Source organism: Streptomyces hoynatensis, assembly GCF_003626535.1.
In the GTDB taxonomy this organism is placed as follows: domain Bacteria; phylum Actinomycetota; class Actinomycetes; order Streptomycetales; family Streptomycetaceae; genus Streptomyces; species Streptomyces hoynatensis.
Genome location: NZ_RBAL01000013.1, coordinates 84,613 through 107,645, shown reverse-complemented (window position 1 = coordinate 107,645; position 23,033 = coordinate 84,613). Strand labels below are relative to the sequence as shown.

Below are 23,033 nucleotides of genomic sequence, written 5' to 3'. Positions count from 1 at the left end.
CCCGCCCACGGCCCCGCCTCAGGCGCGTTCCCCGTCCTGGGCGGGGCCGAGGCCGTGCCGCCAGGCCCAGGCGACGGCCTGGGCGCGGTCCCGGACGCCGAGCTTGGCGAACAGGTGGTTGATGTGGCTCTTGACCGTGGCCTCGCTCACCACGAGGCGGCGGGCGATCTCCGCGTTCGACAGGCCCGCGCCGACCAGCCGCAGCACCTCGGTCTCCCGCGGCGTCAGCCCCTCCGGCCTGGGCGGCGCCCCCTCGGGCCCGGCCGGGGCGGCCGGTGGCCCGCCGGCGATCGCGTCCACCAGGTGGTGCTGCACCGCCGGGTCGATCACGGCCTGGCCGCCGGTCACCCGGCGCAGCGCCCGCTCGATCTCCTCGGCCCCCACGTCCTTCGTCAGGAAGCCCCTGGCGCCGGCGCGCAGCGCCTCCAGCACGGAACGGTCGTCGGCGTACGTGGTCAGCGCGATGACCCGCGTCGCGTCCCCGCGCTCCCGCATCCGCCGCGTCGCCTCCGTCCCGTCGCAGCGCGGCATCCGCAGGTCCATCAGCACCACGTCGGGCGCGAGCCGCGCCACCAGGTCGAGGGCCTCCTCGCCGTCCGCCGCCGCCCCCACCACCTCGACGCCGGGCAGCAGCCCGAGCAGCATGACCAGGCCCTCGCGCACCACCCGCTGGTCGTCGGCCACCAGCACCCGCACCGGCTCCCCGCCGCTCACGTCCCGCTCGCCCCCTCCGGAATCCACAGCCGCACCAGGAAACCCCGCGGCGTGGCCTGCGCGGTCAGCGTGCCGTCCAGCAGGGCGGCCCGCTCCCGCATGCCGGTGAGACCGTAGCCGTGGTCACCGGCCGACCCCGCCCGCGGCGTCGGCACCCCGCCGGGCCCCGGCCCGAACTCCCCGCCGCCCCCGGCCACTTCCGCCGCCCCGCGGCCCGCGCGTCTCTCGTCCGCCCCGGCCGCCTCCCGGCGGCGGGCCGCGCCCACATGCCCGGCGGCCGGCGTGGTGTCCCCGGCGGGCGGTGCGTCCGCGACGGGCGGCGCGGTGTCCTCGGCGGGCGGCGCCGCGTCCCCGACGGGCGGTGCCGTGTCCCCGGCGGCTCGGGCCAGGTACCCGGCGGTCCGGGGCGCGCCCTCGGTGGCCGCGTCCCCGGCGGTCAGTGCCGCGTCCCCGGCGGTCAGTGCCGTGTCCCCGGCGGTCCGGAGCGCGCCCTCGGTGGCCGCGTACCCGGCGGTCAGGGCCATGTCCTCCACGGTGAGCGTCACGCCGTCCGGCTCATACGCCAGGCGCAGTTCGACCCGGTCGGGCGCGGCGTGCGTGCGGACGTTGGTCAGCGCCTCCTGCGCCACCCGGTAGAGCGTCAGGCCGCTCTCCGGGCCGAGCGGCACCGGGCGGCCGGAGCGCGCCAGTTCGCAGGGCAGGCCGGTGTCGCGGGTGAACTCCTCCGCCAGCGCCTGAAGCCGCTCCGGCCCCGGCAGGTCGGCGTCGCGCAGCATGCCGATGGCCTGGCGCGCCTCGCCGAGCCCCGCCTCGGCGAGGTGGTGGGCGCGCCGGATGGCGTCCGTGAGCCGCGGGTCGGCGGACTCGCGCGCCGCGAGGAGCCGCGCCGCCTCCAGATGGATCAGCAGCCCGGAGAGCGAGTGCGCCAGCACGTCGTGCATCTCCCGCGCCAGCCGCTGCCGTTCGCCCAGGGTGGCCGCCCGCAGCTGCGCGGCCCTGGTCCTTTCCACCTCGGCCGTCAGCCGCTCCGCCTGCTCGGTGCGCTCCCGGAGCCACCGCCCGTACCTGCCCACCCGGTAGAACGCGACCATGCCCAGCTCGCTGACCACCACGGCAACCGCCGAGCGATCCGGCGCGGCGAGACCGGCGACGCCGAGGACCGCGAGCGTCGCCGCCGTCACCGCCGCGCCGAGCCGCGTCGACTCCCGGGAGGCGGCCACGCTGGTGAGGAGGTAGCCGCCGAGGAAGCCCCGGCCGTCGGGCTCCACCCACACCAGCGCCACCGAGGCCGCAAGCACCACCGCGAACAGCGCCACCTGCGCGGCCATCGGCTGCCGCCCCCGGCCCCGCAGCCAGACCAGGGCGGCGCCCCCGCCGAAGACGCCGGCCAGGCCGGCGAGGGCGACCAGGCTCGTGCCGTGGACGCCCGGCCGCGGCTGGGCCTGCACGGAGACGGCGAGCACCAGCAGCACCAGCCCGTACCGCACGGCGCGCCGCCCGCGCGGCGCCTCCCACCAAGGCGGCGCGAAGGGCGCGGTCCGCTCGGGGGCCGACTCGGCCTTCGACTGCGCGCGCATGGCCATGACCGTACCCCGGGCACCGGGGCCGCGGGAGGTGCCGGAGAACGACCTCGCAGGTCAGCGGCCCTCCACCCGTGGGTGGACGCCCCTGCACCCGTGGGTGGACGCGGCGGTGCCGACGCGATTCCATCCCGGCGCCGACGCGGTGGGCCCCGCCTCGGAAGCAGCATCGTGTCCGGCCCTCCTCGGGTACCGAGGCCGGACACCTGAGTGTCGTCGGACGTCCCCCACGTCCGAAGTGCCTCACGGGGAGGGGCCCCTTCCCAGACCTGAGGGGCCCCACCCACCGGGAGGTGCCGAGGGGCCCCTCAGGCCTGAGGGGTACCTGAGGGGCCCCTCACCCTTTGGGAGCCCCCACACCGAGAAGGAACGGAGTGAACGATGCGGATGAGCATAAGAATCGCCGTGGCGGGCGCCCTGCTGCTCGCCTCCGGCCTGCTGCACGTGCGGGGCAACGGGCCCTGGCTCTCCGTGCTCGGGGGCGTCCTGCTGGTCGCCGGCGTGCTCGGTGCCCTGCTGCTCCGGGGCCGTTCCGGCGAGGCGGCGCGATGAACGGCCGGGGCCCGCGAACGCCGCCCGTCCCCGACGCCCCGGGGCTCCCCGGCGCGCCCGCCATGTCCGAGACGCCGGGGCGTGCGGAGACGCCGGGGCTCGCCGAGGTGCCGGGGCGGGCCGATGCGCCGGGGCTCCCCGGCGCGCCCGCGGTACCCGGCGGCGGGCGCGGCCCACTCGCCGTGGCCCTGCGCGCAGCCGCGCCCGGCGTGCTCGTCGCCTGGGTCGCCCCGCTCCTCGCCTACGCCCTGCTGCGCCCGCACACCGGCTCCGAGGTCACGGCGCTCGCCCTGGGCGCGGCGATCCCGGTCGCGTTCACCCTCGGCGAGTTCCTGTGGCACCGGCGGGTGGACCCGGTGGGCGCGGTCGGCTGCGCGGGCTTCGTCCTCGCGCTGGCCGCCGCGGCGCTCTCCGGCGGCAACTCCTTCGTGCTGAAGCTCCACGACACCTGGCTGACCGGCCCCTTGGGCCTGGCCATGCTGATCTCGGCCGCGATGCGGAAACCGCTGCTCGCCGTGGTGCTCAGGTTCGCCATGGCGCGGCGCGGCCCCGCCCCCGGCCTGGCCGCCCCGGGCCTGGCCGCCCCGGGCCTGGCCGCCCCGGGCCTGGCCGCCCCCGGCCTGGCCGGCCGTGCCGGGCGCGGCCCCCTGATGGTGCTCACCGCGCTGATCGGGGCCCTGCTGCTGGTGCACGCGTTGGTCATCGTGGCCCTCGCCCTCGCCCTGCCGACCGGCACCTTCCTCTCGGTCTCCCGCCCGGTCGGCCTCGCCGTCCTCGGCGTCGGCTCCCTCCCGCTGCTGTGGTACCGCGCCCGCCTGCGCCGCAGCCTCGCCGCCCTCCGGCAGACGCCGCAGCCGGCTCCGCCCCCGCCCACCCCCGAAACGAACGGCCACTGAGACACGGCCCCTCCCGAGACACGGCCCCTTACGCGGGCTACGGCCCCTAACGCCCGCTACGGCCCCGATACGCGGACGACGCGGGTGAGTTCGGCGACCAGCTGATTGGCCAGAAACAGGGGTGCCTGCCGATGGCCATAGGGCAGGTAGTCGTCCTCGCCCGCGGCCAGGCCGCCGCCGGACCTGGGCAGGAAGAATCCACCGAACACCCCCCACACGCGCGGCTTGCGCACGCGGACGAACACCGGCTCGTCCAGGTGCGGGCACAGCCGGGCGGCCGTGTCGGCACAGGGCACGCACACCGGCGGCTTCGTGCACAACAGCCCCTCGGGCCAGCCGGACACCGCCTCCGCCGCCGTTGGCCGCCGCAGCACGAACAGCCGGCCCTTGGCGTCGCGGTCGGCGGGCCCGCCGCACACCTGGCAGAGCCGTTCGAGGAACGCCCGCCGCTGCCGCACCGGGTGCATCACCCGGAAGTCCGGCCGTCCGTCCCCGGGCGCCTCGGTCACCCGCGCCCACAGCACCCCGTGCCGGTCCCGATCGCCCCGCGCCTCGTCCCGGTAGGCCAGCCCCCCACCGTCCGGCCGCGCCCGCAACGCCCCACCCACGACGACCTCCTCACCGCTCCACTTCGCCACGAACGGCACCGGCAGCCGCCTCGGCCCCCAGGTCAACGGCCGGGCGGGAGCGGTCTGCTGGGACATCGGCGGGGTCCTTCCTGGTGGAGTCGTCGGAAACCATGAGGCTCTTGGCCGCACCGCACGTCCATGCGGACCCTGGGCCGCCGAGATGCCTGCGGATCTCCTCGCTCAACTTGGCCACCTTCTCGCGTAGTTGAGCGAGCTCCTGCGCGGTGGGGTGTGTGCCATTGCCTGGCGCGGGGTGCTTCGGTGCGTTCACGGGCGTCACCTGCTGCTTTCGTCCTGACAGGCAGACGCGTAACGTAATCGGCGAGTGCCTGTACGTGTTCGGTGACAAGCATGGCGCCGTGGTGAGGCGAGACGCACGCCGTCACTGTCACCAAACCAACGTGCTTCACAACGAGTTGACAGGGGGCGGAGACGTGGAACTGGCCAACGAGAGCCACACCACGCCAGAAGTGCGGCTGGGGCGCCACATCCGCGCCTTGCGGACTCAACGCGGGCTGTCTCTCAGAGGGCTGTCCGAGAAGGTCACCGGCTATTCCTACAGCTACCTCGGGAGGGTGGAACTCGGAAAGCAGCGGGCTTCCGACGCGCTCGTGGAGGCGCTTGACGACTATTTCGGCACCGGGGGCGTGCTGGCCGACATTCACGGTCTGTCGCACGATTTTCACGTCGCCACGTACAGTCGAGACTTCATCAGGCGAGAGAAGGACGCCATCCGGATTCAGGTGTTCACGAGCAGCCTGATCCCGGGCCTCCTGCAGACATCGGGGTATGCGCACGCGGCTTTTCTGGCCGGCATGCCGCGAATTCCCGCGCAGGGGGTGGGTGCCCTCGTCGCGACCAGGATCGATCGGCAAGGCATCTTCGAGCGCGAAGACCCGCCATATTACTGGGCAATCATGGATGAAGCGGCTCTCAGGCGTCCCACCACTGACAAACAAGTCATGAGTGACCAGTTGGCTCACACGTTGCGGATTGCCGAGCGGCCGTACGTGACCGTGCAGGTTGTGCCCTTCGCGGCGGGATTGCACACGATGCTGGGGGGAAGTCTCACGCTGCTTACGATGAAAGACGGTGGCACGGTCGGGCTGGTGGAGAGTTTCGATGGAGCGGATACCGTCGAGGAGCCTCGTCGTCTCGCGGACCTCGCTCAGCGTTTCGACCTTGTGCAGTCGCATGCCCTGTCCGAAAAGGAATCTCTCGGCTTGATTCGGGAGTGTCTGAAGGAGTACGGAAGTGACATCGATTTCTGACGCCTCGGCCCTGACTGATGCCTGGCGCAAGTCCAGTTACAGCGAGAACGCGTCCGGGGGCTGCGTGGAGGTGGCGGACGGGTTCGGGAGCGTGATGCCCGTGCGTGACTCCAAGGTGCCGGAGGGTCCCGCGGTCGTTTTCCCGGCGGATTCATGGAAGCGGTTCGTCGCCGCCGTGGTTGACGGCGAAACATTGCCCTGAGCTTCACCGCGAGCGGGCCCCACGCCATCCCCAAGGCCGCCCGCCCGTGGGCGCCGGCTGATCCCCGATCCGGCAGGGCGGGGGCGGGGCGCCGACGGTGGTCGCCCGCCTCGGGCCCGCAGCGCGGCTATCTCCGGCCCGCAGGGGCTATCCGGCGTAGGGGCTGCCGCCGAGCCAGGTTTTGCCGTCGATCAGTTCGCGCGCCGCGTCCAGGTGGCCGCTGTGGCAGGAGATCTCGATGAGCACGTGCAGCAGGATGTGCCGCACGTCCGGCAACCGCCAGTCCGGCCATATCTCCACCGGCCAGGCGGCGGGCTCCTGTTCCGGCGTGGCGGTGGCCAGCACCGCGTCCGCACGCGCGATGGCCGCCCGGTAGTCGGCGAAGACTTCTGCCGCGGTCATCCCCTCGGGCACGGACCAGTGCGTCTCGGCCCCCGCCCTGAGCCGTTCGGCCACATCCGGCTCGCCCGCGATCACCCCGGCGAACCAGAACAGCTCGTCGTCCAGGGTGAGGTGGCGCAGCAGCCCCAGGCAGCTCCAGCCGCTGGGCAGCACCGGCCGCCGCAGCTCCTCCTCCGAGAGCCCGTCGAGGATGCCGAGGACGTGCGCCCGCTGCTGGTCCAAGGCGCCCTTGAGGGCGGCGAGTTCGGCCTTCACCGGGCGGCGCACCGTTCGCCGCGGCACCGGGACGCGTGGGTGGGGCGCCCCCGGGACGCCTCCTCCGTGGGCCGGGACCTCGCCGCGGGCTCGCCTGCCGTACTCGCCATGTGGGTACCTCCTGACAACCGCGGTGCCTGCGTGAGCACTCCTTCCGCACGGTACACAGGGGGACCGACAGTGCCGCCGAGCCGGCCCGTCCGGGCCCCCGCCCCGTGCCCGCGGTCCCCGCCCCGTGCCCGCGGTCCCCGCCCCGGGCCCCCGCCCGGACCGGCTTCGTCCTGCCCGGGAGGGAACGTCGGCGCGTCCGGGGCGCCCGTTGTGTCGGTGGTGCGTGGCATAGTGCCGGTCGTGTGGCGGGAGGAGGTGCCGGGCTGGCTGCCCGGCTGGTGTGTGCGGCACCTGGGGCACGCGCCGGTGGGCGTGCTGTTCGGGGCGCGGTCGATGTCGGCGGTGTTCGGGCTGCGGCTGGCCGACGGGCGCGAGGTCGTGGTGAAGGCGCGGGAGGACGACGGCCGGGCCGCGTCCTGCGTTGCCGCCCAACTGCGGCTCGCCGAGCGGGGTTTCCCGTGTGCCCGGCCGCTCACGCCCGCGGTGGGCGCCGGGGGGCTGGCCGTGCACGCCGAGGAGTTCCGGCCCGGCGGCGAGCCGCTGCCGGGGGACTCGCCCGACGTCGCGGAGCGGTACGCGGCGGTGTTCGCCCGGCTGATGGCGGAACTCGCCGGGGTGACCGTGCCGCCGCCGCTGCCGAACCCGCGCTGGTCCCGCTGGGACCACGCCGGCCCCGGGCCGTGGCCGGCGCTCGCCTTCCTCGACGAGCGGGACCAGAGCGCCGTGCCCGCGTACGTCGTCGACACCGCGCGCCGGGCCCGCGGGCGGCTGTGGTCCGCCGACCTGCCGCCCGTGCTGGGCCACGCCGACTTCGAGGCGCAGAACCTCCGTTGGCGCGGCGGGGAGGTGTGGACGGTGCACGACTGGGACAGCCTGGCCTGGCAGCCCGAGGCCGCACTTGCGGGGGCGGCGTCCGGAACCTTCGCCAGCGCCACCCCGCCCACCCTCGCCCCCGTCGAGAGCTCCGCCGCGTTCCTGGAGGCGTACCAGGAGCTGCGGGGACGCCGGTTCACGCCGGAGGAACGGGAGATCGCGTGGGCGGCCAGCCTGTGGCCCGCGGCGCACAACGCGCGCTGGGAGGCGCTGCACGGCACGCCCCCGGTGTGCGGTGAGGCCCTGCGCGCCCAGGCTGCGGAACGCCTCCGCCGCGCCGGCGCCTGAGCCGCGCCGGCCCCGGACCCGGCGGCCCCGCGGCCGGACGTGCCACGTCCGGGGCCGGGGCCGGGGCGACGCAGCCGGGTCGACGGGACCGGGGCGACGGGGCCCGGAGGCCGGGGGACTGACCGAATCGCTCCTGTGCGGTCCGTGACCTCGGTGGATACGATGCGTGAGGTCTGCCTCGCCGTCGTCTGGAGGAACCATGCCCCGCCCCTGGGAGGCCGATCCCTCCGTACCCTTCGTCCGGCGCCTGGGGAAGTCCGCCAGGGAACTGGGCACCACCGCGGACGAGGACGGCTGCCCCGACATCTGGGAGCTCGGCAACGGTGACATCGCCGTCGTCGGCCGGGACCTCACCGACGCCTACGCCGCGCGGCTGCCCGCCGATGTCACCCTCGCACCCGACGAACGCCTGGTCGTCATCCCGGGGGCCATGCTCCGCTCGGCGAAGCCGGACATCGCCGATGCGTGAGGTCACCCCGCCGTCTCTCGCCGCCGCGCGGGGGGAGCGGCTCGAACTGGCGGAGTACCGCGCCGACTTCCGGCGGCACCGGGGGGAGCTGCGGGGCCAGGACTCCTGGAAGCTCGAACGGAGGCAGCACTTCGTCGAGCAGAGCGACAGCTGGCGCGCGTTCCGCCGCGGGCACTGGCAGGAGGCGCTGGCCCGGCTCGACGAGGACCGCCCGGCCCTGCTCGCCGCCACCCGCCGCGATCGCGAACGGAACACCGCCTTCCACCGCGTCCGCGTGGTCGAGCAGCCGCTCACGCCGTACCTCCAGTGGGAGTTGCACGCGCTTCGGGTGCAGGCGGAGTGCGGCAAGCCGATCCGGGTCGTCGGCCCCGCCGAGGCGGCCCCGCTGGAGGCCGCGCGTCCGCTGCCGGAACTGGCCGTCCTCGGCGACCGCGTGCTGTACGAGATCGTCTACACCCCCGAAGGAGCGCTCGACGGCGGCGTGCGCTTCACCGACCCGGAGCTCATCGAGGACTGGCGCGCCCTCATCCAGCGCCTCTACGCGGCAGGCGAGGACCTGCTCCCCTTCTTCGCCCGCGACGTGGCCCACCTGCCCCCACCGCACACGGAGACGGGGGACTAGACGATCGACGGCAAGCAGGCGCCCGACGGCGGTGACCAAGGGGAAGAGCGGCCGCACGTACGTCCGCCGCACGGGCACAACGAGGCGTCAGGCACCTCGCGCGACGTCGTCCAGGCGGGCTCCGTCCGTGGCGGCATCCACTTCCACGGCCCGTCGGCCCCGGGCGAGACCCCGCGGCCCACACCACGGCAACTCCCCCGAGACATCCGCGGGTTCGTCAACCGTCGCGCCGAACTCTCCCGCCTCAACGCCATCCTGACCGCCGGTGCCGGAGCCGATGCCCGCGGCAACGGCGGCGCCGGGGGCTCAGGCGAGGACGAGTGCCGCCCCGCCGACGGCGTCATGGTCGTGGACGTGTGCGTCATTTCGGGAACCGCGGGAGCGGGAAAGACCTCGCTTGCGCTGCACTGGGCCCACCAGGTCGAGGCGAACTTCCCCGGCGGCCAGCTGTACGTCAATCTGCGCGGCTACGACCCCGGCGAGCCCGTCAGGGCGCAGGAGGCTCTGCACCATTTCCTCACGGCACTCGGCGTCCCGGCGAACGCGGTGCCGCAGGACACCGAGTCGGCCGCCGCCCTGTTCCGCTCCCTGGTGGCCGGCCGCAAGATGCTCGTCGTGCTCGACAACGCCGCCTCAGCCGGGCAGGTGCGGCCCCTGTTGCCGGGCCATCCAGGCTGCCTGGTGATCGTCACCAGCCGCGGCCGGCTCTCCGGCCTCGCCATCCGCGACGGGGCCCACCACCTCACGCTGGGGACCCTGCCCGAGGCGGAGGCCGTCGCCCTGCTGCGCGCCGTGACCGCGGGCTTCAGACCCGAGGACGACGGCGGGAAGCTGGCCGAGCTGGCGCGGCTGTGCGCGCACCTGCCGCTGGCGCTGCGCATCGCCGCGGAACGCGCCGCCGCCCGGCCTCACCTGCGCCTGGACACGCTCATCGCCGACCTGCGGGACGAGTCCGCGCTGTGGGAGGCCCTGAGCACGGGGGACGAGCAGGATGCCGAGGCGGTGCGGACCGTGTTCGCCTGGTCCTACCGTGCGCTGTCTCCTGACACGGCGCGGCTGTTCCGCCTGCTGGGACTGCACCCCGGACCCGGCTTCGGCATCGCCGCCGCAGCCGCTCTGGCCGCGCTGAGTCCCCGCCGCGCGCGGCAGTTGCTCGACTCGCTGGTGAGCGCGCACCTGCTGGAACAGACCGCCCCCGACCGCTTCGAGTTTCACGATCTGCTGCGCGCGTACGCGACGGACCAGGCGCGGCTTGAGGAGAGCGTCGGGGAACGCGAGGCCGCGCTGCGTCGCCTGTGCGACTGGTACGCCCGCACCGCAGACGCCGCCCAGAGGTGGATCACTCCGGCTCGGGCGCGCGTGCCGCTTGACCCGCCGCCGGAGGGTGCCGTAGCCGGTGACTTCGCCGACTACGACCAGGCGGTCGACTGGTCCGAGCGGGAACACGGCAACGTGCTGGCCGCCGTCCGGGCCGCGGAGAAGGCCGGGCTCGACGGGTACGCCTGGCGGCTCGCCGCGATCTTCTTCAACGCCCAGGCGCCCTCCGCCCCGGTCGCGGAGTGGCTGGCGGCGGGGGAGGCGGGCCTGCGGGCGGCGCGGCGCGTCGGCGACCCGGCGGCCCAGGCGGGCCTCCTGGACAACCTCGGATTCGCCCGCCGCCGGCTCAACGACCTGACGGGAGCGCTGCGTTCACACGAGGAGGCGCTGCACATCCGGCGGCGCCTCGGGGACCGCAGGGGCGAGGCGGCCGCGCGCAACGCGCTGGGCCTGGTGCTCCTCCGGCTGCGGCGATTCGACGAAGCGGAGGAGGACTTCGTGAGTGCCGCCTCCACCTTCCGCGAGATCGGTGCCGAGCACTGGGAGGCCGTCAGCCACGTCAACCTCGCGGAGGCACGCTTGGAGGCGGGCCGTCTCGACGGCGTCGCGGAGCACCTCGATCGGGCCGGGCGACTCCACCGACGGATGAGGAACCCCCGGAGCCTGGGGAACGTCCTGCGGGTCCGCAGCGCCCTTCACCTGCGACGCGGAGAGTTGCCCCAGGCGCTGCGGGCCGCGGAGGAGGCGGTGGAACTGGCCCTCGATCTGCGCAACCGGGTGCTCGAAGGACACGTGCTTCTCTCGCTCGGCCATGCCCTGGCGGCTTCGGGGCGGTACGCGGATGCCCTCGCTTCCTACCGCAGGGCGGGCGTGATCCACCGGGCCCTGGGCGATCGCAGTCGCGAGGCGCTGGCCTGGCGCGGCACCGGCGAGACCTGCCGCGCGCTCGGCCGGGAGGAGGAAGCCGCGGACTTCTGCCGGATGGCGGCCACCGTGCACGGCCAACTCGGCGAGCCCTGGAACCAGGCACTCGCCCTGGCCGCCCTGGCAGCGATCCTGCGCGAGCGGGACCCCGCCGCGGCAGCCCGGTTCCGTGCCGAGGGGCTGCGGCTCGTGGCCCGGTTCGGTGACGCCGCGGCGAGGGCGATGCGTGAACGGCTCGCGGCCGAGGGGGAGCGGGAGCGCTGAACCCGCGCACGGCCCGGGGGTGGGGGACGGGGTCAGGCGGAGCCGGTGCTGCCGGCGAAGAGGGTGTCGGCGAGTTCCTCGTCGAGGGACTGGCGCACCTTGCCGGTGAGGCTGCCCTGGGTGGCCTCGCCGACGACCTCCATGACGCAGCGTGCCTCGAAGGTGGCCTTCGGCAGGTCCGCGCCGGCCCGCTGGGCGACCCGGTCGAAGAACTCGTCCGGCTGCATCCTGGTTCCGGTGGCCAGCTGGTCGGGGGCCGAGGCGACCCGGCGCAGGTGCTCGCCGATCTCGGTGGGCAGCTGGGCCGCGAGGTTGTCCGCCAGGGCGGCGGGGATGCGCTCGGCCAGGGTCTCCAGGGTCGCCCGCGAGGCGGCCTCGGCCGAGCCCCTGCTGTCCAGCCTGGCCCGGGACTGGACCTGGCCGATGAAGGTGTCGTGGTTCATGGCGTGCCTCCGTTTCCTTGCGGCCCGACGGCTCGGGGGCTCCCGGACCGCGCCCGGCGCGGCCGGAGGCGGCCGGGGCGCGCCCGGCCGTGGGCAGGGCCGCGAGTACCCGGAGGCGGCCGGGCGTAACGGTGGGGGCGGGGCGTGGCGGCGCGGGCCGGGGGTGGGCGCGGGCGCGCGGGGTGGGCGCGGCGGCGTGGAGCGGGCATGGGCGCGCGGGGCGGGCATGGGGTGTGGGGTGGTAATTGCGGCGACAGGGCGGGGCGGGTCTGTCACGATGCCCGCGCGCCGGTGGGCGGCGCGCGGGCATCGTGTGCGCGAGAGCACGCGGGGTGACAGCAGGAGAGGGCGGGCAGGGACATGGCGTTCAGGCTTGAGGGACCGGTGCTTGAGGGCAGCCGCGTGCGTCTGGAGCCGCTCGGTCACGCTCACGTGGCCGACCTCGCGGAGGCCGCGGAGGAGAACCGGGACCGTTACGGCCTCACCTGGGTGCCGAGGGCGGCGGAGATGACGGAATATGTCGACATCCAGCTCGCCCGCGTCGCGGAGGGGCGGCTGGCCCCCTACGCGCAGGTCGAGGTCGCAACGGGGCGGGCGGTCGGGGTCACGGCCTACTGGGAGCCGCGGTACTGGATCAGCGAGGACCAACTCTCCGCCATCGAGGTCGGGTACACCTGGCTGGCGAGGTCGGCGCAGGGTACCGGGCTGAACGCGGAGGCGAAGTACCTCTTGTTCCGGCACGCCTTCGAGACCTGGGAGGTGTCCCGCGTCGACCTCAAGACCGATGCGCGCAACGCCCGTTCCCGGGCCGCGATCGAGGGCGTCGGCGCCCGCTTCGAGGGGGTGCTGCGCAACTGGACGCGTTCCTGGGTCCCCGGCGAGGAGGGCAGGCTGCGCGACTCGGCGATGTTCTCCCTCACGGCCGAGGAGTGGCCCGCCTGCCGGGCGCGTCTCGAACGGCGCCTGGCGGACCTCGGCCCGGTGCCGGCCCCGCGCGCGGCCGGCTGAGGCGGCGCCCCCCCCGGCCCGGCACGCGCCCCGCGGCACGCCCCCGCGGCTCGGCACGCCCCCGGCGCACCTCCCGCCGCCCGGCGAGGACCACCCCCCACCCGCGGAGGGCCACTCCCCACCCGCGGAGGGGCACCCCTCGCCTGCCCCGGGGCGGTCCGCCGCACCTGCGGTCTGCCATCCGCCGCAACCGCGGGCCGCGGGCCGTCTGCTGCCTGCGGTGCGCCGCGGGGCGAGTGACGGGGGCGAGTGACGGGCGCGGACGGCGAGGGCGGAGGCGGCGAGGGCGGAGGCGGCGAGGGGGCGGCCGGCCCTTCCGTGGAGTCGGCCCCTCCCGCGTGGTCAACGCTCCCCGCCCGGTGGGCCGTTCGGGGGCGGTGGCCGGAGCGGGCGGGCCGCCGGGGGCCGCCGGGCGGCGTTGACAGGGCCGCACGGCCGCTCTACGGTGACCCGCGTTCCCTCGTGCCGGAAATTTCATCAGATAGGTAGACATGGAGCTCACGCATCCCCTCCTCGCCGCCCTGGCCGCGCAGCGCCTGCTTCCGGTTCTGCGGTCGCCCGAGGCCGGTGCCGCCCTCGCCAGGACGCGCCAACTGCTCGGCGCGGGCTGCCGCGTCGTCGAACTCACCACCTCCACCCCCGGCTGGCGGGACGCCCTCGCCGGGGCCCGCGCCGAACTCGGCGCCGAAGCGGGGGCGTTCCTCGGCCTCGGGACGGTCACCACGGCCGGGCAGGCCAGGGACGCGGTCGCCGCGGGGGCCGCCTTCCTCGTCTCGCCCTTCCCGGCGCCCGAGGTGCGCGAGGTCGCGCGCGGGGCCGGAGTCCTGTTCGTCGAGGGCGGGTTCACCCCCGCGGAGGTCGCCGACGCCGCCTCGCGCGGGCCGGCCAAGGTCTTTCCCGCGCACGTCGGCGGGCCGCAGTACCTCAGGTCGCTGCGGGCGGTCCTGCCCTCCGCCGTGCTGATCCCGACCGGCGGCATTCCCGTGGAAGGGGCCGACGCCTACCTGGCCGCCGGGGCGCTCGCCGTCGGCGTCGGCTCCGGGCTGCCCGCGGACCCGGAGGCGCTGGCCGCGGTGTTCGCCGCCTGAGGCGCCGGGCCCGCCTGAGGCGCCGGGCCCGCCCGGGACGCCCGGCCCGCCGGGGCGCGGCCGGGTGGGCGGGGCGGGCGAGTGCATGCGCGAGGTCCCTCCGGTCGGTAATTTCACTACCTTCATGTAGCGCTCGACGGTCTCTTGTGCCCGTGAAACCGGCAACTCTAGGGTCGTGCGCAGGCTGTTTCGGTAGTGATACTACGAAAATCGCGGGGCGTGCGACACCCCCGCGGTGAGGGGAGCCGCGCGTATGCACGGGAGAACGGGCAGTCATGGGAGAACGGGCAGTCACCCCAGAGCGGGCGGGCGCTGTCGGGGGGTGCTGGCCGGCCTCGCCGCCCTCGCCGTCCCGCTGGCCGGGGCGGCGGTCGTGCCCGCCGCCCCGGCCCAGGCGGCGGAGCAGCCCGAGGAGCGCTCGGTGACGGTGGACACCGGCGACGTGGTGCAGGAGGACTACCTGGGGGTGGGCGTCGACGTCATCCCGCAGAGCCTCATGGCCGGCACCGCCGCCTACGGGTACACCGAGGCCGACTGGCAGGTGGACGTCGAACGCATCCAGCGGCTGCGGCCCAAGGTGGCCAGGCTGTGGTTCCAGATCGACTGGATGGAGCCCGAGAAGGGCCGGTACGACTTCGACAGCCCGCAGATGCGGGCCGTCTACCGCTACCTGGACGCCTTCCGGGCGGCCGGCACCGAGATCGAGCTCAACTTCGGCTGGAAGGTGGGCGAGAGCGTCCAGGACTGGTTCTCCATCCCCGGCGTCTCCGACCCCACCATCAGCGCCCCCGCCGACCTGGAGGCGTACGGCGCCTCGGCCTCCGCGCTGCTGGACGAGCTGATCAACCGGCGCGGCTACGACAACGTCGACTACCTGACGTTCTACAACGAGCCCAACGGCAGCTGGGACTTCGAGGCGCCCGGCGACGAGATGGCCTACTACGCCGACATGGCGAGCGCCGTGGACCGGCGGCTCACCGCGGACGGGCTGCGCGACGAGGTGCGGATCTGGGGTCCCGAGGAGACCGGCGCCCCCGAGTGGACCGCGTACCTGGAGGAGCACGCGCCGGACGTCTTCGACGCGTACTCCTTCCACCTGTACGGCGAGTCGTACGAGGCGATGGCGGACGCGATCGCCGAGCGGCAGGCCACCACCGGCGGCAAGCCGCTGAACATGACGGAGTTCGGCTGGACCTCGGGCGAGCTCAGCACCTGGGAGACCGGCTACGCCAACTACATCGCCCGCAGCGCCGAGGAGGGCGTGCGCTCCCATCTCGTCTGGCAGCTGAACGGCGTGTGGACCCGCGACCCGGACGGGGACACCAACGGCTCCTACAACCTGTGGGACTCCAACGTCCTGGGCGAGGAGCCGCGGTCGGCCTACTACGCGGTCGGCCCGCTGATGCGCTACATCCCCGCCCACAGCGAGGTCCTGGCGACCCACACCGAGGCGGACGACCTCAGGTCCGCCGCCTTCCGCGACGCGAACGGCGACTACACGGTCCTCGTCGAGGCCAGGGCCGGAGCGGAGCGGCGGCTGACGGTCGACTTCGGCGGCACGGACATCGGCCGCCCCTTCCACCGCATCGCCACCGCCCTCGCCGACGTCACGCCGGAGCCGAACGCGCTGCTGCCCGCGAGCAGCGGCACGCTCCCGGCCGGCGACTCGTTCACCGACACGGTGCCGGCCGACGCGTACACCGTCACCGTCTACACCACCGCGCCGCCCGCCACCCAGGTCGCGCTCGACGAGCCCTCGCCGTATGTGACGGGCGGGGAGTCCACCGCCCTCTCGGCCGAACTCGTCGACGGCACGGGCGACCTCAGCTGGTCGGTCGTCGCCGGCGGCGGAAGCGTCAGCCCCGAGGGCGTCTACACCGCGCCCGAGGTCACCACGGAACGGCGCGTCGCCGTCCGGGCCGCCAGCGCCACGGACCCGGACGCGTACGCCATCGCGCGGCTCACGGTGCTGCCCGCCCACGACCCGGAGCGGGTGGACGCGCCCGTCTTCGACCTCGAACCCGGGCAGTACGACTCGGCCGAGGCCGTCTTCATGACCTCGGGCACCGCGGGGGCGCAGATCCACTACACCACCGACGGCAGCGAGCCCACCGCCCGCTCCCCGCGCTACGGCGACGGGCCCGTCTTCCTGCCCGAGTCGGGCAACGTCCTGCTGCGGGCGGCGGCCTTCCGCGGGGGGCTGGCCCCCTCCGGGGTCACCTCGCGCCTCTACAAGGTCCTCGACGTGCAGAACGCGCCCGACGGCTACCGCTTCTGCATGTACGCCGACCGCGGGCGCTGCGAGTTCGACGGCGAGGCGAGCGTCGCGTTCGGCTCCGACGGCCTCTTCCGCTACGGCACCTTCACCGACGGCGTGGAGTGCACGGCCGAGGAGTTCGGCGGCGACCCCAACCCCGGCGGCGACAACCGCTGCTTCTCCTCCGCGGACATCCCCGAGGAGCCGCCGCTGGTGACGCTCTACAACGCCGGCTTCGAGAAGCCGGCCACCACCAGCGCCGCCAACGGCCCGATGACCAACGGCTGGTACTTCTCCGCCCGCGCCGGGGTGCAGCACAACGACAGCCCGTTCGTGCCGGACGAGCCCGCGCCCGAGGGCGAGCGGACGGCCTACCTGAAGACGGACTCCGGGCTCAGCTCCTTCATCAGCCAGGAGGCCGCCTTCCCCGCGGGCAGCTACCGGCTGACCTTCCAGGCGGCGATCCGCACCGGCTTCGGCGGGCCGCAGACCTTCGACGTCTACGTGGACGACGCGCGGGTCGGCTCCTTCGCCCCGCCCTCGGGGGCCTACCAGCCGTACGAGACCGAGGCGTTCACCGTGGACGCCGGGCCGCACACGATCCGCTTCCAGGCCACGACGACCGAGGGCGACAACACCGCCTTCATCGACCAGGTGGCGGTGGCCGCGGCCTGAGGCCGCGGGCCCGGGAGGGGAACGGGCGTCCGCCCGCGGCGAGTTCCGCGCCGCGGGCGGACGAGCCGGGAAGCCGCACGCGGGCGCGCGGGCGCGCGGGTGCGCGGAAGCGCACCCCCGGCCGCGGGCGGCCCGCGCCGGTGGGCTCGGCCGCAGACCGCCCGCGCCGGTGGGCTCAGCCGCGGGCGACCCGCGCCGGCGGGGCGTTGAAGGCGCGCACGGACAGGTGCGGCAGGCCGGCCGCCGGGCCCCCCTCGAAGGGGACGCGGCGCCGCTCGCCCGGGCCGAGGCCCAGCGCGTTGTCGGCCGGGCGGGCCGTGCCCGGGCCGCCGTCGAAGCCCTCGACGACCACGTGCACGGCCGGCACCGGCCCCTCGTTGGCGATCTCAAGGGCCGCGCCGTCCGCGCTGACCGCGGCCGTGAGGCGGGTGCGGGGCAGCTCAAGGAGCGGCGCGGGCTTCGGCTCGGCGTAGGCGGCGATCACCTCGGCCACCGGGAGGGCGGCCAGCTCGTCCAGCGGCAGGGCCTCAAGCTCCCTGATCCGGCCGGGCTTGACCCGGTCGTTGTACCAGTACCACTGGTCGGAGGCGAGCGTGCCGTCCGCCTCGTGCACGGCCACGCGCAGCACCAGCAGCCGCCCGGCGTACGCCCCGCAGTCGGCGTCCAGGTCGAAGGCGTGCACCCGCGCGTCCGCGGCGACGGTCACCGTGGCGTGGCGGCGGTGCAACTCGGTCAGGTCGTGGCCGTAGAGGGTGGCCGTCACCCGGGCGTCCCGCCAGGCGCGCGGGGTGTCGTTGGCCAGGTGCACCCCGGCGGTGAAGCGCTCCCCAGGGGCGACGGTCAGGGACCTGCGGAACGCGAAGCCGCAGCGGGCCCGGCAGAACTGCCGCACCCGCCAGTACGACAGCTTCGGCACGCCGTAGAAGTCCACCACGGACCAGGAGGCGCCGGGGAAGAGGTCGGTCAGCTTGTAGAAGAGGAAGCCGCTGGTGTGCGCGCCGCTCCGGGCGCGCAGCATCTCCGAGGCGTACCGCAGGGCGTCGCCCTGGGCGAGCTGCCCGTAGGCCGCCAGCGTCTCCCAGCCGGCGACCGGGCCGTAATCCGCGTACCGCAGCTGCTTGACCAGGTCGAAGAGGCCGAACTGGGCCTGGTGGGCGAGGATCCCGCCGTCCTCGGGCGGCGGCCAGGCCGCGAGCTTCTCCGCCGGCAGGTAGCGCTCCTGCATCCGGGGGGCAGGCTGGCTGGGGATGCCGTACTCGCCGTAGAACGCCGCGTCCACGTTCGGGTAGCCCACGTCCACGGGCAGACCCTCGTGGTACACGGTGTAGTTGTGGGCGCTGCCGCCCTCGGGGCTGGTGCGGTGGAAGGGGCGCGAGGGGTCGAGCCGGCGGCAGCGGCGGCCCATCAGCAGGTGGGGTTCGTCGGCCCCGGCGTGGTGGGCGTTCTCGTTGCCGCCGCCCCACATCACCAGCGAGGGGTGGTTGCGCAGGCGCCGGACGATGCGGGAGACCTGCCGGTCGAGGACGCCCAGGTCGGTGGCCGGCGCCTCCGGCAGGCCGAAGGTGAGCGGGAACTCCTGGTAGACCAGGATGCCGAGCCGGTCGCAGGCCCGGTAGAAGGCGTCGCTCTCGACGATGCCGCCGCCCCAGGCGCGCAGCAGCTGGATGTTGGCGTCCCTGGCGAGGGTCAGCAGGTGGGCGTTCTTCGCCTCGAAGTCCTCGGCGAGCAGGGGGTCGGTCCAGCACCAGTTGGCGCCCTTGACGAAGAGCGGGCGGCCGTTGACGACGAAGCGCCAGCGGTAGTTCTCCTCGCCTGGCCAGTCGGGCAGGCCGGCCATCTCGATGGTCCGCACGCCGAACTCGCAGCTCGCCGAGCCCGCTTCCGGGCCCTCGCCGCCGTCCGCCCCGGCCGCCCGCACGGCCAGGTCGAGGCGGTGGAGCGGCTGGGCGCCGTAGCCGAGGGGCCACCAGACGCGGGGCTGCTCCAGGGTGACCTCGAAGGCGTAGCGGTGGGTGCCGCGGTGGGCGGTGACGCTCCCGGTGAAGCACACCACCCGGCCGCCCGCGGGGTCCTCGGGGTCGCCGGCGCCGCCGGGGCCGGCGGGGCCATCGGAGGCGGGGTCGCCGGCGCCGGCGGGGCGCGGGGCGTCCGGGTCCGCGGGGGCGATCCGGCCGGTGAAGGACAGGGTGAGCGGGGCCGCCTCCCGGTGGGTCAGGTCGCAGGTCACCGAGAGGCGGGCGCGGTCCCCTTCGAGGGACACCGTCCGCACGAAGAGGTCGGTCACCTCGACGGCGGGGACGCGTTCCAGCCACACCTCCCGCCAGATGCCCATGCTGATGAGGTGGCCGTAGTGCCAGCCCCAGCCGGGGCTGCCCTTGGGAACGCCGTGCCAGTCGCGGGGCGGCGGGAAGAGCCGCACCACCACCTCGTTGGTCTCGCCCGGGCCGTGCCGCAGCAGCTCGGTGACCTCCACGTCGGGGCCGCCGAACATGCCGGTGTGGTGGCGCAGCGGGGTCCCGTTGACGTAGACGGTGGCGGCGTAGTCCAGGCCGTCGAAGCGCAGCAGGACCCGGCTCCCGGCCCAGCCGGCCGGCGCGGTGAAGCGGCGGGCCAGCCACCACTCGCGCTCCTCGACGCGGGTGCGGCGGAAGTGCCAGGGCCACTCGCGCGGCACGCCGTGCCGGGTCAGCTCCTCCCAGGTGGCGTCGTCCCGGTGCGGGTCGGGCAGGACGCCCGCCTCGACCAGCGCCGACTGGACCGTGCCCGGTACCCGCGCCGGCAGCCAGCCGGACCTGTCGGTGTCCTCGCGCCACCAGGAGGGCGGCCCGCCCTTCGGCTTCTGCCCCGGCGGGGCGGTCCAGTGGCCGATGGAGAAGGCGGCGGCCGGCCGGTGCGAGGCCATCCGCCACTCGCCCGCCAGGCTCAGCCGATCCCCGGGGGCGCCCGGTTCCGGGAGCGCCCCGGCGGGCGCGGGCGCGGTGGGCACGTGCTCCACCGGCAGGCAGGCGTGGTGCTCGGCGAAGTCGTCCCCCACGATGCGGGCGCGCCGGTACCGCTCCTCCTCGACGTCGTCCAGGTGCCGCACGGCGCTACTTCACCGCCCCCGCGTACAGGCCGCGCACGAAGTAGCGCTGCGCGAGGACGAAGAGGAGCAGCACGGGCAGGCTCATGATGACCACGCCGGCCATGATGTTCCCCCAGTCGGCGAGGTACTGCTGCTTGAAGTAGAGGACGCCGGTGGTCAGGGTCCGCTTGGTCGGGTCGGTGAGGAAGAGGTAGGGCACCAGGTAGTCGTTCCAGACGGTGATGCCGTGCAGCACCCAGTAGGTGACGATGGCGGGCCTGGCCAGCGGCAGGAAGATCGTGCGGAACAGCTGGAAGTAGCCCACGCCGTCGATGGTCGCGGCCTCGACGATCTCGCGCGGCACCTGCCGCATGAACGCGGCCATCAGGAAGACGCCGAAGGGTATCGCCCCGGCGACGTAGACCAGGACGACGCCGAGGTAGGAGTTCATCAGGCCCGCGTCCCGCACCACGCGGAACTGCGGGATGAGCGCGAGCTGCATCGGCAGGAAGATGCCGGCGGCGAGCAGCAGGTAGACGCCGGAGCCGATGCGGTCGGTGCGGCGGACCACGGCGTAGGCCGCGAGGGCGGAGACGAGGGTGCCGATGCCCATGCTGACGACGGTCAGCAGCACCGAGTTGACGAACAGGGCACCGAAGTCGCCCTCGCGCCAGGTGGTGCCGAAGTTGCCCAGCGTCCAGTGGTGCGGCAGCCCGGTCGGGTTCTGCAGGGCCTCGGTGTTGGACTTGAAGGCGGTGAGCAGCATGATCAGCAGCGGGTACAGCATGGCCGCGCTGAGCACGAGGAGGACGGCGTGCCGCAGCACGGTGGGCAGCAGCCGGGAACGCTGGCGCATCAGGCCCGACCCCCTGCCCGCTGCTCGTCGTTCAGCCGGTTCTGCAGCCAGGCGATGCCGATGAGCACGAGGATCACCACCAGGGCCATGGAGGAGGCGTAGCCGAAGTTGTTGCGGACGAAGCCCTCGTCGAACAGGCGCGTCATGTAGAGCTCCGTGGAGTCCCCAGGGCCGCCCTGGGTCATCAGGTAGACGGTGTCGAAGGCGCGCAGCGCGCCGTTGATCGCGAGGACGAGCACCAGGCCCGTCGTGTTGCGCAGCAGCGGCAGCGTGATGCTCCACATGGTGCGCAGCGGCCCGGCCCCGTCCACGCGGGCGGCCTCGGTGATCTCGGCCGGGATGGTGGACATGCCCGCGAGGAAGATGACCACGCTGAAGCCGAGCCCCGACCACATGTCCACGAGGATCACGCTGTAGAGGGCCAGGTCGTAGTCGCCGAGCCAGTCCTGGGCGAGGGAGCCGAGGCCGACGTCGGAGAGCAGGGTGTTGATCGAGCCGTTGGTCGGGTCGAACATGAACGACCAGGTGAAGACGACGGCCACCGGGCTGATGACGATCGGGGCGAAGAAGATGGCCCGGTAGATGTTGCCGCCGCGCATCTTCTTGTTGAGCAGGACGGCGATGAGGAAGGCCACCACCGTCTGGACGGCGACCTTGAAGAAGCTGTAGACCGCGGTGTGCCCGAGGGCGTCGAGCAGCGCCGGGTCGTCGGTGAACATGTGGGTGAAGTTGTCGAGGCCGACGAAGTCCCGGTCGCCGGTGAAGCCGTTGGCGTCGGTGAAGCCGGAGACGATGACCTGGGCCATCGGGTACAGCGTCAGCGCCGTGTAGAAGAGGAGGGCGGGGGCGAGCGCGAGCCAGAAGGTGCGGGCGCTGGTGAAGATGCCGCGGGGGCGGACGCCGGAGGCCGAGCCGGCCCGCCAGGCCGCTGTCGTTGCTGCCATCGGGGTGTCTCTTTTCGTAACGGCGAGGCGTCGGCGGTCAGTCGCGGATCTCGTCCATCGTGTCGTCCATGGCGCTCAGCACCGCGTCCACGTCGGTGCGGTCTCCCGTCAGGTCCTGGAGCTGGGTGAGCAGGGTGTCCTGGATGGCGGGGCTGCTCGGGAGCAGCAGCGAGACGAGGGTGTGGCCCTCCCACGCCTCCTGCATGTCGGGGTAGAGCGGGTCGATGGCGGAGACGTCGACGCCCTCGGTGACGGGGAACGCCTTGACCTTCGCCAGGAAGTCCGGGTACTGGGACTCGGACAGCAGGAAGCCGATGAACTCGCCGGCCAGCTCCTGCTTTCCGTTGTTCGGGTTGACGCCGAGCGAGACGAGGTAGCTGCCCCACATGGCGCCGGTGTCCGGGGTGCCGGTGGTGGGGAAGTTCATGTAGCCGACGTCCATGCCGGCCGAGCGGGCCTCGGGGAGTATCCAGGGCGCGGGGAACATGGCGGCCTGGCCCTGGAGGAAGGCGGACTGGGCCACGGTCTGGTTGGTGCCCAGCGGGTTGTCCATGAAGTAGGGGACGAGGTCCTGGTAGATCTCCAGGCTCTCGTGCCAGCCCTCGTTGCCGGCGAAGCTCGCCTGGCCCGCCATCAGCTCGTCGTTGAAGTCGGGGTCCTCGTCGAAGACGTGCTGGGCGACGGCGTAGTAGAGGATGAACTGCGGCCACCAGTTGTCCTGGGCCGACATGGCGAAGGGGGTGATCCCCGCCTCCTTCAGCCGGTCGGCGGCGGCGAGGAGTTCGTCGAAGGTCTGCGGCTCCTCGGTGATCCCCGCCTGCGCGAAGAGCTGCGTGTTGTAGATGATGCCGTTGCCCGACTGGGAGATGGGCACGTAACGCGCCTCGCCCTCCGGGGCGTTGCGGCCGGCCTCGCGCTGGGCGTCGGCGGTGAGCGTGGAGAACCAGGGCTCGCCCGACAGGTCGGTGGTGTACCCGGCCTCGATGAAGTCGGTCAGGTTCTTCTGGTCGAAGCCGTAGACGTCGGGGCCCGCCCCGCCGGCGAGGCGGCTCTTGAGGACGGTGTCGTAGTCGTTGGTGTTGAACGTCTCGAAGTTGACGTGCACGCCGGGGTGTTCGGCCTCGAAGGCGGCGATCACGTCGCGGTAGCCCTGGGCGGACTCGCCTCCGTCGTCCCACAGCATGAAGCTGAGCGTGTTCGCCGAGTCGGCGGCGCTGCCGCCGACGGAACAGCCGGTCGGCAGGATCAGGGCACCGGCCAGCGTGAGCAGGCCGGCCAACCGGAGCCTTCTTCTCATGGTCTTCTCCCTCGCCCGTCCGGTAGCCTCAC

At 74.3% G+C, this 23,033-nt stretch carries 20 protein-coding genes; 11 read left to right on the top strand and 9 right to left on the bottom strand.

Annotated features, from left to right (window positions below):
* Window positions 1-18: 18 nt before the first annotated feature.
* Complete coding sequence (locus D7294_RS21200; RefSeq protein WP_241562535.1) at window positions 19-645, bottom strand: response regulator; 627 nt, start codon at window positions 643-645, stop codon at window positions 19-21.
* 65 nt (window positions 646-710) lie between these two features.
* Window positions 711-2,291 carry a histidine kinase gene (locus D7294_RS32045; protein WP_158674670.1) on the bottom strand — a complete coding sequence of 527 codons (1,581 nt, stop codon included), beginning with the start codon at window positions 2,289-2,291 and terminating at the stop codon, window positions 711-713.
* A gap of 390 nt (window positions 2,292-2,681) precedes the next feature.
* Here D7294_RS32045 and D7294_RS32040 point away from each other — a divergent pair, with 390 nt between their 5' ends.
* On the top strand, window positions 2,682-2,846 hold the full coding sequence (locus tag D7294_RS32040) for a hypothetical protein (RefSeq protein ID WP_158674669.1): 165 nt from the start codon (window positions 2,682-2,684) through the stop codon (window positions 2,844-2,846).
* A gap of 62 nt (window positions 2,847-2,908) precedes the next feature.
* Window positions 2,909-3,742 (top strand): VC0807 family protein, encoded by an 834-nt coding sequence (locus D7294_RS21180; protein WP_147450883.1) that lies wholly within the window; start codon window positions 2,909-2,911, stop codon window positions 3,740-3,742.
* A 56-nt stretch (window positions 3,743-3,798) separates the two neighbouring features.
* Here D7294_RS21180 and D7294_RS21175 read toward each other — a convergent pair whose 3' ends face one another.
* Window positions 3,799-4,446, bottom strand: coding sequence for a hypothetical protein (locus D7294_RS21175; RefSeq protein ID WP_120682150.1), 648 nt, complete (start codon window positions 4,444-4,446; stop codon window positions 3,799-3,801).
* A 359-nt stretch (window positions 4,447-4,805) separates the two neighbouring features.
* Between D7294_RS21175 and D7294_RS21170 the strand changes: the two genes are divergently transcribed.
* Both D7294_RS21170 and D7294_RS21165 read left to right on the top strand, forming a co-directional pair.
* On the top strand, window positions 4,806-5,642 hold the full coding sequence (locus tag D7294_RS21170) for a helix-turn-helix domain-containing protein (protein ID WP_120682148.1): 837 nt from the start codon (window positions 4,806-4,808) through the stop codon (window positions 5,640-5,642).
* Window positions 5,626-5,844: a DUF397 domain-containing protein gene (locus D7294_RS21165; protein WP_174248404.1), complete on the top strand. Its 219-nt coding sequence runs from the start codon at window positions 5,626-5,628 to the stop codon at window positions 5,842-5,844. The genes D7294_RS21170 and D7294_RS21165 overlap by 17 nt, the downstream gene beginning before the upstream one ends.
* 147 nt (window positions 5,845-5,991) lie before the next feature.
* On the opposite strand, the gene D7294_RS21160 is transcribed toward D7294_RS21165, so the two are convergent.
* On the bottom strand, window positions 5,992-6,501 hold the full coding sequence (locus D7294_RS21160) for a DinB family protein (RefSeq protein WP_174248403.1): 510 nt from the start codon (window positions 6,499-6,501) through the stop codon (window positions 5,992-5,994).
* A 351-nt stretch (window positions 6,502-6,852) separates the two neighbouring features.
* On the opposite strand from D7294_RS21160, the gene D7294_RS21155 reads away from it, so the two are divergent.
* The 4 genes from D7294_RS21155 to D7294_RS21140 all read left to right on the top strand — a co-directional run bounded on the left by D7294_RS21155 (window position 6,853) and on the right by D7294_RS21140 (window position 11,369).
* Window positions 6,853-7,773 carry a phosphotransferase enzyme family protein gene (locus D7294_RS21155; RefSeq protein ID WP_120682268.1) on the top strand — a complete coding sequence of 307 codons (921 nt, stop codon included), beginning with the start codon at window positions 6,853-6,855 and terminating at the stop codon, window positions 7,771-7,773.
* Between the two features lie 199 nt (window positions 7,774-7,972).
* The gene (locus D7294_RS21150; RefSeq protein ID WP_120682146.1) at window positions 7,973-8,242 is read left to right on the top strand and encodes a hypothetical protein; all 270 of its coding nucleotides are present in this window, start codon (window positions 7,973-7,975) and stop codon (window positions 8,240-8,242) included.
* Entirely contained in the window at window positions 8,235-8,864 is a 630-nt protein-coding gene (locus D7294_RS21145) for a DUF6879 family protein (RefSeq protein WP_120682144.1), read from the top strand. Before D7294_RS21150 ends, D7294_RS21145 begins: the two co-directional genes overlap by 8 nt.
* Before the next feature lie 354 nt (window positions 8,865-9,218).
* A complete protein-coding gene (locus tag D7294_RS21140) occupies window positions 9,219-11,369 on the top strand; it encodes an ATP-binding protein (RefSeq protein ID WP_241562526.1) in 2,151 nt (716 codons plus the stop codon).
* A 32-nt stretch (window positions 11,370-11,401) separates the two neighbouring features.
* Here the strand turns inward: D7294_RS21140 and D7294_RS21135 are convergent, their stop codons facing one another.
* Window positions 11,402-11,812, bottom strand: coding sequence for a DUF2267 domain-containing protein (locus tag D7294_RS21135; RefSeq protein ID WP_120682140.1), 411 nt, complete (start codon window positions 11,810-11,812; stop codon window positions 11,402-11,404).
* A gap of 360 nt (window positions 11,813-12,172) precedes the next feature.
* Between D7294_RS21135 and D7294_RS21130 the strand changes: the two genes are divergently transcribed.
* The 3 genes from D7294_RS21130 (at window position 12,173) to D7294_RS32520 (ending at window position 16,840) form a co-directional block, all read left to right on the top strand.
* The gene (locus D7294_RS21130) at window positions 12,173-12,820 is read left to right on the top strand and encodes a GNAT family N-acetyltransferase (protein ID WP_120682138.1); all 648 of its coding nucleotides are present in this window, start codon (window positions 12,173-12,175) and stop codon (window positions 12,818-12,820) included.
* Window positions 12,821-13,311: 491 nt separating this feature from the next.
* On the top strand, window positions 13,312-13,908 hold the full coding sequence (locus D7294_RS21125; RefSeq protein WP_120682136.1) for a bifunctional 4-hydroxy-2-oxoglutarate aldolase/2-dehydro-3-deoxy-phosphogluconate aldolase: 597 nt from the start codon (window positions 13,312-13,314) through the stop codon (window positions 13,906-13,908).
* A gap of 322 nt (window positions 13,909-14,230) precedes the next feature.
* Window positions 14,231-16,840, top strand: coding sequence for a chitobiase/beta-hexosaminidase C-terminal domain-containing protein (locus D7294_RS32520; protein WP_120682134.1), 2,610 nt, complete (start codon window positions 14,231-14,233; stop codon window positions 16,838-16,840).
* A 175-nt stretch (window positions 16,841-17,015) separates the two neighbouring features.
* Here the strand turns inward: D7294_RS32520 and D7294_RS21115 are convergent, their stop codons facing one another.
* The 4 genes from D7294_RS21115 to D7294_RS21100 are packed head-to-tail and all read right to left on the bottom strand — an operon-like array spanning window position 17,016 to window position 23,001.
* A complete protein-coding gene (locus tag D7294_RS21115; protein ID WP_120682132.1) occupies window positions 17,016-19,925 on the bottom strand; it encodes a glycoside hydrolase family 2 protein in 2,910 nt (969 codons plus the stop codon).
* Window positions 19,926-19,929: 4 nt separating this feature from the next.
* Window positions 19,930-20,760, bottom strand: a complete 831-nt coding sequence (locus tag D7294_RS21110) for a carbohydrate ABC transporter permease (RefSeq protein ID WP_120682130.1) — start codon at window positions 20,758-20,760, stop codon at window positions 19,930-19,932.
* On the bottom strand, window positions 20,760-21,704 hold the full coding sequence (locus tag D7294_RS21105; RefSeq protein ID WP_120682128.1) for a carbohydrate ABC transporter permease: 945 nt from the start codon (window positions 21,702-21,704) through the stop codon (window positions 20,760-20,762). Before D7294_RS21105 ends, D7294_RS21110 begins: the two co-directional genes overlap by 1 nt.
* A 37-nt stretch (window positions 21,705-21,741) precedes the next feature.
* Window positions 21,742-23,001, bottom strand: coding sequence for an ABC transporter substrate-binding protein (locus tag D7294_RS21100; protein ID WP_120682126.1), 1,260 nt, complete (start codon window positions 22,999-23,001; stop codon window positions 21,742-21,744).
* Window positions 23,002-23,033: the final 32 nt, after the last annotated feature.